This is a genomic window from Robiginitalea aestuariiviva, assembly GCF_029537735.1.
Taxonomy (GTDB): domain Bacteria; phylum Bacteroidota; class Bacteroidia; order Flavobacteriales; family Flavobacteriaceae; genus Robiginitalea; species Robiginitalea aestuariiviva.
This window is the reverse complement of sequence record NZ_JARPUQ010000002.1, coordinates 475,886-487,435: the sequence shown is the minus strand read 5'-3', so window position 1 is coordinate 487,435 and position 11,550 is coordinate 475,886. Positions and strand designations below refer to the sequence as shown.

Genomic DNA, 11,550 nt, shown 5'->3' with positions numbered 1-11,550 from the left:
ATCAGCGCGGAATCAGACTTTTGGAAAAAGGCTGAAGCCACCCCTATCCCTACCCCCTATTCCTCCCATTTCTCAGCTTATGCATCCCCGGCAATTCGTACCTTAGCAACCAGAATTGCATAGATCAAATGGCGAAAAAAGTTGTAGTCATCGGCGGCGGTATCATGGGTTTGAGCTGCGCCTACTATCTGCAGAAGGAAGGGCATGAAGTTACGGTCCTGGACCAGGCAGCCATGGATGCAGGGGCCTCCTATGTGAACGCGGGTTACCTGACCCCCAGCCATATCATCCCGCTTTCCTCTCCCGGGATGATGGCCAAAGGCCTGAAATGGATGCTGAACAGCAGCAGCCCATTCTACCTGAAGCCCCGGCTGGATCCGGATTTCCTGCGCTGGGCCTGGTATTTTCACAAGTCCTCCACCCCGGCCAAGGTGGCCCGGGCCATTCCGGTGATTGCCGAGATTAACGTTTTGAGCAAAGCGCTTTACGAAACCATGTTAAGCAGCGGAGACCTGGGGGATTTCCAGCTGGTCAAAGAAGGCCTGCTCATGCTTTTTAAATCCGAAAAAGCGGCCGCCGGCGAACGGGCAGTTATGCACCGGGCCATGGAACTGGGCCTGGAGGCACAGGAACTGGATCAGCAGGCGCTGCACCGGATGCAGCCCGGTCTGAGCCCCGATATTGCAGGGGCCATCCACTACCTGTGCGACGCCCATACCACCCCAACCCAGGTCATGCCCTTATTGCAGCAATACCTCCGGCAGTCCGGGGTGACCCTGCAGCCCCAAACCGAGGTAACCGGATTCCACGCCCAGGGCACCCGACTGAGCGCGGTTCTGGCTGGCGAACAGTCCTTCGACGCCGATGAAGTGGTCCTGGCAGCAGGCTCCTGGAGCCCCCTGCTGGCCCGGCAATTAGGGCTAAAACTCTCCCTGCAGGCCGGCAAGGGATACCGCATCGATATCGCGCGGCCCACCCCCGTGCGCTTGCCCGCCATTCTGATGGAGACCAAGGTGGCCGTAACCCCCATGGAAGGCTTTACCCGCCTGGCGGGTACCATGGAACTCTCCGGCATCAACCACCACATCCGGGAAAACAGGGTACGTGCCATTGCAAGGGCTGCGGCCTCGTACTACGAAGATTTTCCCGTGGAGGAAGTCGAAATTTCCCAGGCCCGCTGCGGCCTGCGCCCCGTAAGCCCGGATGGCCTGCCCTACATTGGGCGCAGCGGACAGTGGGAGAACCTGAGTCTGGCCACGGGCCATGCCATGATGGGGTGGAGCCTGGGGCCCATTACCGGGAAACTGATTTCGGAAATCGTTTCGGGCCGGCCTACCAGCATGGCCCTGGATGCCCTGCATCCGGACCGTCGGTTTTGATAAAAATGCAACATACCCGGCCGCGGGCCTGAAGAATCTTTGATGCCCTGCCCGAACCTTGCGGATTCGGTTTTACTATCCCTATAATTTTAACGAATTATAAAGGGATGCATTCCCATTTTTTTGATATTTTTGTTTAATCTTTTTTCATCAAAAGATGAACAACGTCAAGAAATCATTCGGGATACGGGATCTTGAAAACCTTTCGGGCATCAAGGCTCATACCATCCGCATCTGGGAGAAACGGTACAACCTGCTGGAACCCGAGCGCACGGCCACTAACATCCGGACCTACAGCCTGCAAAGCCTGCAGAAACTCCTCAACATCACCCTGCTCTACAACAACGGGTACAAGATTTCCAAAATCGCCGAAATCCCCGAGGGGGAAATCCCGGTGCATGTGCGGGAGATCGTGGCCCAGAGTACCGTGAAGAGCCACGCCATCAATGCCTTTAAGCTGTCGATGATCAATTTCGACCAGCCCCTGTTCCAGAAAACCTTTGCGGGCCTGCTGGCCGAGCGCTCCTTCCGGGAAATTTTCTGGGACGTTTTTATCCCCCTGCTCCACGAACTGGGGCTGCTCTGGCAGACCGACACCATCGGGCCCGCCCACGAGCATTTTATCACCCACCTGATTAAACAAAAAATCTATACCTGCACCGAAAAACTGCAGACCCTGGAGCCCAGCAAAACCGACAAGGTTTTTGTGCTGTTCCTGCCGGAAAACGAGATTCACGAAATCGGGTTGTTGTTTATCAACTACGAACTGGTGCTGCGCGGGTACCGCACAATTTACCTGGGGCAAACCATCCCGCTGGAAAACCTCCCGGACCTGAAACACTATTACAACAACATTCACTTTATTTCCTACTTTACCGTGTCTCCCACCCCGGACCAGCTCAAGGATTACCTGGAGAGCTTCCGGACCGAATTGCTGGAGGCAGGCGACCCCTGTTCCCTCTGGGTTTTGGGCCGGCAGGCCGAGCAATTGCTGGAAATCCAGCTACCGGAGCATGTGAAGGCCTTTAATTCCATTGAACACCTGCTGGACCAGGTATAACCGTCCCTAATCCCCCGAAACACCCCGTATGGACAACAGCGTAGCAATTATCGGATCCGGATTTTCGGCCTTGTCGGCGGCTTGTTATCTGGCAAGGGACGGCAAAAAGGTACAGGTCTATGAAAAGAACGAGCAACCGGGGGGTAGGGCGTCCCAGCTGAAACGGGAGGGCTTTACCTTCGACATGGGCCCAAGCTGGTACTGGATGCCGGATATCTTCGAAAAATTCTTCGCGGATTTCGGCAAATCCGTATCGGATTACTATACCCTGGACCGCCTGAGCCCGGGCTATCAGATCTTCTTTTCGGACGACGTAGTCACCATCGGGGATTCCCTGGATAAGATTTACGCCGAATTCGAACGGCTGGAACCGGGAAGCTCCGAGCCCCTGAAACGCTTTATGGTCCGGGCAGCCGACCATTACGATATCGCCATCAACAAGATGGTGTACAAACCTGGTGTCTCCCCCCTGGAACTGGTAAGCCGGGATACCATTCAACGGGTGGGGCGTTTTTTCAGTACCATCAGCCGGGATATCCGGAAAGACTTCAAAAACCCCAAACTGGTTTCTATCCTGGAATTCCCGGTGCTGTTCCTGGGGGCCAAACCCTCGGACACCCCTTCCTTCTACAGTTTTATGAACCATGCGGACTTCACCCTGGGCACCTGGCACCCCCGGGGCGGCATGTACCGCATCGTGGAAGGCATGGTGGCCCTGGCGCGATCCCTGGGTGTGACCTTTCACACACAGTCGCCTGTGGAAGGTATTGCCGTGGAAAACGGGAAAGCCATTGGGCTGTTTGTAGGCGGCGATTTTGTAGCTGCCGATACGGTCCTTAGCGGGGCGGATTACCACCACACCGAAACCCTGCTGCCCCAGCATCTGCGGCAGTACTCCGAAAATTACTGGGACAAACGGACATTTGCCCCTTCCTCCCTTTTATTTTATGTCGGGTTTGACCGAAAACTGGCCGGGGTACAACACCACAACCTCTTTTTCGATACGGATTTTGAGCAACACGCCCGGGAAATTTACGATCGGCCCCAGTGGCCGGAAGCCCCGCTGTTTTATGCCAACTTCCCCTCTGTGACGGACCCCACCATGGCCCCGGAAGGCAAGGAAGCCGGCTTTTTCCTGATTCCGCTGGCCCCCGGGCTGGAAGACAATGCACAGTTACGGGAAATGTATTTTAACCGTATTGTGGATCGATTAGAGCAGCGTACCGGCTCCCAGGTCCGAAATAATATTATCTTTAAAGAGAGCTTCTGCGTTTCGGATTTCGTGAACCGGTACAATTCCTACAAGGGCAACGCTTATGGCATGGCGAATACCTTGAGGCAAACAGCCTTCCTGAGGCCTGGGCTGCAGAGCAAAAAAGTTCAGGGACTCTATTTTACCGGGCAATTGACCGTTCCCGGCCCCGGAGTACCGCCTTCCCTGATATCAGGCAAGCTGGTTTCCGAACTAATCCGCAAACAAACCCCGCAACTCAGCACGGTATGAAAGCACTTTTCGACACGGTATCCCAGCGCTGCAGCAAGGTGGTGACCAACCGCTACAGTACTTCCTTTTCCCTGGCTACCAAGATGTTGGCCCCCAGCATCCGCCAGGATATCTACAACATTTACGGCTTTGTGCGTTTTGCGGACGAAATTGTGGATTCCTTCCACGAATACGACAAGACCGCCCTGCTGAACCGGTTTCAGGAAGACCTGGACCTGGCCCTGGAGCAACAGATAAGCCTGAACCCCATCTTAAATGCCTTTCAGGGGACATACCACCGCCACGGCATCCCCAGGCACCTGGTGGATGCCTTTATGAAGAGCATGCGAATGGACCTGCATAAAAAAGTTTACCGGTCCGAAGAGGAATACAAGGAATACATTTACGGTTCTGCCGATGTGGTGGGCCTGATGTGCCTTTGCGTCTTTGTGAAGGGCGACGCGGCCCGGTACGAAGAGCTCAAAGATTCGGCCATGGCCCTGGGTTCGGCCTTCCAGAAGGTGAATTTCCTCCGCGACCTGAAGGCCGACTTCGACGGCCTGGACCGTACCTACTTCCCAAACACCAACCTGCTGGAACTGGACGAAGACGCTAAAGGGCGGATTGTAGCCGAGATCCAGGAGGATTTCGCCAGGGGCTACGCCGGTATCGTCAAACTACCGGCCGAGTCCAAATTTGGCGTATATATGGCCTACCGCTATTACCACAAACTGTTGCATAAACTGCAGCAAACCCCTTCCCTGGAGTTGCGCAACGCGCGCATCCGGGTACCGAATTACCAGAAAGTGGGCCTGCTGGCCCGCTCCTATGTTAAATACCGCTTAAACCTCGTTTAAACATGCAAACCCTATTTTGGATCGGCATTTTTCTGGCAACGTTCTGCATCATGGAATTCATGGCCTGGTTTACCCACAAATACGTAATGCACGGCTTTTTGTGGGTCCTGCACAAGGACCACCACCGGAAGGACCACGACTCCTGGTTTGAACGCAACGACGCCTTTTTCATCTTTTACGCCGTGGTGTCCATGTCTTTTATCGGCATTGCGGTAAACACCGGGTTCTGGCAGGGCTGGCCCATTGGCCTGGGCATCCTGGCCTATGGTATTGCCTATTTCCTGGTGCACGACATCTTCATCCACCAGCGCTTTAAGATGTTCCGAAACGCAAACAACTGGTATGCCCGCGGCATTCGCCGGGCCCATAAAATCCACCACAAGCATTTGGGAAAGGAAGAAGGGGAGTGTTTCGGGATGCTGTTTGTACCCCTGAAGTATTTCAAAAAGTAAGGTATCCGCCTTACTGTTCCAGTAATTGGTCCAGCAGTTCGCGTACCCGTCTGGTATCCCAGTCGGAAATACCCGTTTCCGCGGCTGCAATACGGCCCTGACGGTCAATGACATAGGAACGGGGAGGCTCTGAAGTATCTACAGGGGCCGGCTCGCCAATAATCAGGTAGGTTACCGGAAAAGTAAACCCGTATTCTTCCATAAAGGCTTCCACAGGTTCCCGCTCTTCATCGGTGATGATATAAAAATCCACCCGCCCCTGATACTCCTCGTAAAGGTTTTGAAGCGTCCGGAGCTCGGGCAGGCTGGGAAGGCGCCAGCTGGCCCAAAAGTCCAACACTACTACCCGGCCACGGGAGCGGTCAAAGTTGAAAAACTCCCATTGCGGGTCCTTCAGGGTCCAGTCATAGGTAGGCAGGGCTTCCCGCTTTTCTTCAGGGATTACCTCCGGGCTGAAGGCAAAAAGCTGCATCAGCCAAAGCTTGGAATGACGGCCCAGGGGGGTCACGAAAAAAGACAGCACAAAGCCGATCAGCAGGATATTCAGCAGGGTCTTGCGTTTCACCTTTATCGCATTTGGGGAACAGTTAAAAAAAAAAAGCCCCCGCAAAGCGGGGGCAAATAATCAGGCGTTTTCCTTTTTAATCAGGTTCAGGGCAGAGCCTTCCTTAAACCAGCGAATCTGGGTATCGTTGTACGTGTGGTTGGCCACAATTACATCCGTACTCCCGTCCGCATGCACCACCTCGATGGTCAGTGGTTTATCCGGCGCAAACTCCGCAATATCTACAAAGTTGAAGGTATCGTCTTCCTGGATCTTGTCGTAATCCGCTTCGTTGGCGAAGGTCAGGGCCAGCATCCCCTGCTTCTTCAGGTTGGTCTCGTGGATACGGGCAAAGGATTTTACCAGCACGGCGGCTACCCCCAGGTGGCGCGGCTGCATGGCCGCATGTTCCCGGGAAGAACCTTCGCCGTAGTTGTGGTCTCCCACCACCAGGGTACGGATCCCCTTGGCCTTGTACGCGCGCTGGGTATCGGGCACCCCGCCGTATTCGCCCGTAAGCTGGTTCTTGACAAAATTGGTCTTCTTATTGAAGGCATTTACCGCCCCGATCAGGGTGTTGTTGGCAATGTTGTCCAGGTGACCGCGGTAACGCAGCCAGGGGCCGGCCATGGAAATGTGGTCGGTGGTACACTTGCCAAAGGCCTTGATCAGGAGTTTCATGCCCTGCATTTGGCCCGGGGTAATGGGATCGAAGGGGTCCAGCAACTGCAGGCGCTCAGAATCCTGGGCCACAATCACATTTACGCCGCTGCCGTCCGCCATGGGCGCCACATACCCGGCATCTTCCACCGCAAAGCCTTCCGGCGGGAGTTCGTAACCCCGGGGCTCATCCAGGCGAACCTCCTCCCCGTTCTCGTTGATCAGGGTATCGGTCATGGGGTTGAAATCCAGGCGCCCCGCAATAGCAATAGCCGTTACCAGTTCCGGCGAACCGACAAAGGCCAGGGTATTGGGGTTCCCATCGGCCCGTTTGGCGAAGTTCCGGTTAAAAGAGTGGACAATGGTGTTGCGCGGGCCCTGAGAAGCCTTGTCGCCATACCGGTCCCACATCCCGATACACGGGCCGCAGGCATTGGCAAAAACGGTCGCGCCAATGTTGTTGAAGGTGTCGATAAACCCGTCCCGCTCAATGGTATAGCGCACCTGCTCGGAACCAGGGGTAATCGTAAAGTTGGATTTGGTTTTCAGTTTTTTGTCGGCCACTTGTTTGGCCAGGGAAGCTGCCCGGGAAATGTCTTCGTACGAAGAGTTGGTACACGAACCAATCAGGCCGTATTCCACTTTCAGGGGCCAGTCGTTTTCGGCAGCTGCCTCAGACATCTTGGAAATGGGGGTAGCCAGGTCCGGCGTAAAGGGGCCGTTCAAGTGGGGCTCCAGGGTATTCAGGTCAATTTCGATCACCTGGTCAAAGTATTTTTCAGGCGCTGCGTAGACCTCAGCATCTGCCGTCAGGTAGGGTGCAACTTCCCGGGCGGCATCCGCCACGTCTGCACGGCCGGTAGCCCGCAGGTAGCGGTCCATGGAATCGTCATAGCCAAAGGTGGAGGTGGTGGCCCCGACTTCGGCGCCCATGTTGCAGATGGTACCTTTGCCCGTACAGGACATGGAGGTAGCCCCTTCGCCAAAGTATTCAATAATGGCTCCGGTACCGCCTTTAACGGTCAGGATGTCGGCCACCTTCAGGATAACGTCCTTGGGCGCCGTCCATCCGGAAAGGCTTCCGGTAAGCTTTACCCCGATCATCTTGGGGAATTTCAGCTCCCAGGCCATCCCGGCCATTACGTCTACCGCATCGGCACCGCCCACGCCAATGGCAATCATGCCCAGGCCGCCGGCATTTACGGTGTGGGAATCCGTTCCGATCATCATCCCGCCGGGGAAGGCGTAGTTTTCCAGCACCACCTGGTGGATAATCCCGGCCCCGGGTTTCCAGAACCCAATGCCGTATTTGTTGGAAACCGACCCGAGGAAGTCAAAAACTTCATTGCTGGTCTCGTTGGCGCGTTTCAGGTCCTTATCGGCCCCGACCTTAGCCTGGATCAGGTGGTCGCAGTGTACCGTGGTAGGCACGGCCACTTTAGGCTTTCCGGCATGCATAAACTGCAAAAGGGCCATCTGGGCAGTGGCGTCCTGGCAGGCCACGCGGTCCGGGGAAAAGTCTACGTAATCCTTCCCGCGGGTGAATTCCTGGGTGGGGGTTCCGTCCCACAGGTGGGCGTAGAGGATTTTTTCCGCCAGGGTTAACGGCCTGCCCACCAGCTTCCGGGCTGCGTCCACGCGCCCGGGCATCGCCTGGTAGACCTTTTTGATCATGTCTATGTCGAATGCCATTGTTTCTTTTTTTCTAGAGTTTTCAATAGCTCCAAAAATACTAAAAAGGTTAGGGATTTGAAAGGTTTGCCTTGGTGGCAAAGCGAGATTTTCGGAATCGGTGGCCGCGATAGCCCGCCAATGGCAAAACCGCAAGGATTCCCCCTGCCGATTAAGGGGTAATCAGGAGCGTGACTACAAGAGTTTGCGAATAATGTCCGCATCCGAGACCCCTTCGGCTTCGGCCTTGTAATTCCGGAGGATCCGGTGGCGTAAAATACCCATGGAAACCGCCTGTACGTCTGCAATGTCCGGGGAAAAACGGCCGTCTACCGCGGCGTGTGCCTTGGCGGCCAGTACCAGGTTCTGGGAAGCCCTGGGGCCTGCCCCCCAATCCAGGTATTCATTCACCAGGTCCGGGGCACCCGCCTGCCCGGGACGGGTTTTTTGCGCCAGCTCCACCGCATAGCGGACCACATTGTCCGGCACGGGGATGCGGCGGATCAGGTGCTGTACCTCGAGGAGTTCTTCGGCAGAAAACAGGGTCTGCAGGGCCACCTCCCGGTCGTCCGTGGTGGATTTAACCACCTGGATTTCTTCCTCCACGCTGGGATAGGTAAGTTCAATGGCAAACATGAACCGGTCCAGCTGGGCCTCCGGCAGGGGGTAGGTCCCTTCCTGCTCAATGGGGTTCTGGGTAGCCAGCACAAAATAGGGCCGCGGCAGCTGGTGGCGCTGCCCGGTAATGGTCACGGCCTTTTCCTGCATGGCCTCCAGCAGCGCCGCCTGGGTCTTGGGCGGGGTCCGGTTTATTTCATCCGCCAGGATAATATTGGCAAAAACGGGGCCCTTCACAAACTGGAACCGCCGGTTTTCGTCCAGTACCTCGCTGCCCAGGATGTCGCTGGGCATCAGGTCCGGGGTAAACTGTATCCGTTTAAAATCCAGCCCCAGGGTACGGGCAATGGTATTCACCATCAGGGTTTTGGCCAACCCGGGCACCCCGATCAGCAGGGAGTGGCCGCCGGTATAAATGGACCAGAGGACCTGATCCACCACTTCCTGCTGGCCTACAATCACCTTGGCGATCTCTTGCTTCAGGACCTGGTGTTTTTCCACCAGGCGTTCCAGGGCGGCTACGTCGGACATACGCTATTATTGTTTAACCCAGTTGTTGGCAAAGTTACAATCGCGGTACCCCCCGTTCACGCTAATGTAGGTGTCGGCTATGTGGTCCTGTATCCACTTGCGGATGGCTTTGAATTGTTTGTCCCTGAGGGCCAGCTCCTGGATTTTCAGGTAATCCTGGGCAAAATCCGCCGGGTGCTCGTCAAAGCGGTTGGTCACCTGCAGGATCTTGAAACTCGGTACGCCGCCCCGGGGATCGTCTTCCCGGGTGGGGCGCGAAATCTCGTTGTCCTTCAGGTTGCGCACCTGGTTGTACAGGGTGGGGTCCATTTTGGTGAGCTCAAAACGGGAGTCGAAGGTTACGGGGTTGCGCAGCAGGCCGCCGTCGAACTTGGTCTCCTTCTCGTCCGAAAAATTGCGGGCCGCCTCGGCAAAGGTGTATTTCCCCTCCTGTATGTGCTTGCGGATGGTATCCAGCTCCTTGCGGGCCTCTTCCATGGCCGAAGCCGGCACCTTGGGCTGCATCAGGATGTGGCGTAAATCCAATTCCTGCCCCCGTACTTTTTCGATATAAATGATATGGTACCCGAACTGTGTCTCAAAGGGCTCGGAAATTTCCCCCTCCCGCAGGCTAAACGCCACGTCCTTGAATTCCTTCACAAACTGAGTCTGGCGGGTAATGCTGTAAAAGCCACCGTTGGATTTCGAACCCGGGTCCTCGGAATTCAGGATTGCCTTTACCCGAAAGCTGGCCCCGCCTTCTTCCACATCCTGTTTGATGCGTCTCAGGCGGTCGATTACCTTTTGTTTTTCCTCTTCGGGAATCACCGGCTTTTTCACGATCTGGGCAATCTCCAGTTCCGCCCCAAACACCGGGCGTTCATCCTCAGGGATGGCCTGGAAGAACTGGCGTACCTCCTCCGGGGTTACCTTGATCTCCCCTACAATCTCCTGCTGCATCTTGTTGGACAACATCTGCAGCTTATTGATCTGGAAAAGCTCTTCCCGAAGGTCCTCCACGCTTTCCTTGTTGTAGAATTCCAACACCTTCTCCATGGAGCCCAGGCGCTGTTCAAACTCCTGCATATAGCGGTCGCTGCTGGCATAAACCTCATCGTCCGAGACCAGGATACTGTCCTGTACGGCCTGGTGGGCGTATAAACGGTCTTCCATAAGCTTGCCCAGCAGGCTGCAGGTATTTACATCCTGTTCAGAAGCCCCCTGGTTGCGCAGGTCAATCAGGGTCTTCTCCACATCCGAATCCAGGATTACATAATCTCCTACCACGGCGGCAATCCCGTCCAGCTTGATACGCTGGCCGGTGGAAGCAACGGTGTTTTCGCTGCTGGCCCGGGGCGGGGTCATCTCCGCCGGGGGCTCAATCTGGGTATCCGGCACGGAATCCCGTACCTGTGCCTGTGTTCCAAAAATCCCGGCCATCCCAAGCAGCAGGGCCAGGCATACATCAATTCGTCTCATACGTCTCAAAAGCTTTCTGTTGTACAGCTTCCTTCAGGAGGTCCCGTTCCAGGGCATCCAGGTAGCTCATCTTCCTGCGGTTCAGCAACACCTGCCGCAAGGTGGGTTCTATAAAAGAAAGGGGTGCAATATCGTTAATCTCCAGCACATCTACTACTTCGGCCAGATAAACGCCGGACTCGTCTTCCAGTTCAAAGAAATGGTCCTTGCGCAAATGCTCCCCGGCGTTTTCCGGGGTCAGGGGCGGAATTTCGTCAATAACCCGGGAGGCCTGGATCCAAAGGGAGTCGTTAAAATGCAGTTTGCGGAACTGCACCCCTACGGAATCCAGGTAGGTCAGGTCCTGCTGCTCGAAGCGGCGCAGGCGCTCCCGCACCTCGTCCGTATTGAGGAATTGCCGCGGCAGCTCTACAAACCGCAATTGCACCAGGGGTTCCTGCAGCCTGAAGTTGTCTTTTTCGGCTTCGTAAAAGTTGCGAAGCTGTACCTCCGCGATCAGCGTATCGGCCGCCTCCGCTACCAGGGCTTCCTTGTAGGCACGGGTGTAGAGGTCCGTGCGGTAATCTGCAACCAGCTTTTCGTATTCCTCCAGCTGGGATTCCGGGAGGTTTAGCCGGGCCTTGTCCATCAGCAGTTGGCGGGTAGCCCAGGTATTGATCAGGCTGGAGGCCAGGGCCGCGCTGTCCTGTGGACTCAGGTCCTCTCCTATCAGACCTTCCAGATCCTCCTGATAGAAGTAGTGGTCGCCTACCCGGGCCAGGGGCGTCTGTTCCGGTTCCTGGTTCCAGAAACCTTCGCAACCCACAGCCATCAGGGCCAGGAGGACGAGCATCAGTG

10 protein-coding genes are annotated in these 11,550 nt (G+C 55.8%); 5 read left to right on the top strand and 5 right to left on the bottom strand.

The window, feature by feature from the left end; all coding sequences use genetic code 11:
- The first annotated feature begins 128 nt into the window (after nt 1-128).
- The 5 genes from OZ410_RS08930 (at nt 129) to OZ410_RS08910 (ending at nt 5,231) form a co-directional block, all read left to right on the top strand.
- A complete protein-coding gene (locus tag OZ410_RS08930) occupies nt 129-1,379 on the top strand; it encodes an NAD(P)/FAD-dependent oxidoreductase (protein ID WP_277707603.1) in 1,251 nt (416 codons plus the stop codon).
- A 157-nt stretch (nt 1,380-1,536) separates the two neighbouring features.
- Complete coding sequence (locus OZ410_RS08925; protein ID WP_277707602.1) at nt 1,537-2,439, top strand: MerR family transcriptional regulator; 903 nt, start codon at nt 1,537-1,539, stop codon at nt 2,437-2,439.
- Nucleotides 2,440-2,467: 28 nt separating this feature from the next.
- The gene (locus OZ410_RS08920) at nt 2,468-3,943 is read left to right on the top strand and encodes a phytoene desaturase family protein (RefSeq protein WP_277707601.1); all 1,476 of its coding nucleotides are present in this window, start codon (nt 2,468-2,470) and stop codon (nt 3,941-3,943) included.
- Complete coding sequence (locus OZ410_RS08915; protein WP_277707600.1) at nt 3,940-4,779, top strand: phytoene/squalene synthase family protein; 840 nt, start codon at nt 3,940-3,942, stop codon at nt 4,777-4,779. The genes OZ410_RS08920 and OZ410_RS08915 overlap by 4 nt, the downstream gene beginning before the upstream one ends.
- 2 nt (nt 4,780-4,781) lie before the next feature.
- Nucleotides 4,782-5,231, top strand: a complete 450-nt coding sequence (locus OZ410_RS08910) for a sterol desaturase family protein (protein ID WP_277707599.1) — start codon at nt 4,782-4,784, stop codon at nt 5,229-5,231.
- A 10-nt stretch (nt 5,232-5,241) separates the two neighbouring features.
- Here the strand turns inward: OZ410_RS08910 and OZ410_RS08905 are convergent, their stop codons facing one another.
- The 5 genes from OZ410_RS08905 to OZ410_RS08885 form a co-directional block, all read right to left on the bottom strand.
- A complete protein-coding gene (locus OZ410_RS08905) occupies nt 5,242-5,796 on the bottom strand; it encodes a TlpA family protein disulfide reductase (protein ID WP_338156652.1) in 555 nt (184 codons plus the stop codon).
- 60 nt (nt 5,797-5,856) lie between these two features.
- Complete coding sequence (locus OZ410_RS08900; RefSeq protein WP_277707598.1) at nt 5,857-8,127, bottom strand: aconitate hydratase; 2,271 nt, start codon at nt 8,125-8,127, stop codon at nt 5,857-5,859.
- A gap of 174 nt (nt 8,128-8,301) precedes the next feature.
- Nucleotides 8,302-9,255: an AAA family ATPase gene (locus tag OZ410_RS08895; protein WP_277707597.1), complete on the bottom strand. Its 954-nt coding sequence runs from the start codon at nt 9,253-9,255 to the stop codon at nt 8,302-8,304.
- A 6-nt stretch (nt 9,256-9,261) separates the two neighbouring features.
- Nucleotides 9,262-10,713: a peptidylprolyl isomerase gene (locus tag OZ410_RS08890; RefSeq protein WP_277707596.1), complete on the bottom strand. Its 1,452-nt coding sequence runs from the start codon at nt 10,711-10,713 to the stop codon at nt 9,262-9,264.
- Nucleotides 10,700-11,545, bottom strand: coding sequence for a peptidyl-prolyl cis-trans isomerase (locus OZ410_RS08885; RefSeq protein ID WP_277707595.1), 846 nt, complete (start codon nt 11,543-11,545; stop codon nt 10,700-10,702). The genes OZ410_RS08890 and OZ410_RS08885 overlap by 14 nt, the downstream gene beginning before the upstream one ends.
- Nucleotides 11,546-11,550: the final 5 nt, after the last annotated feature.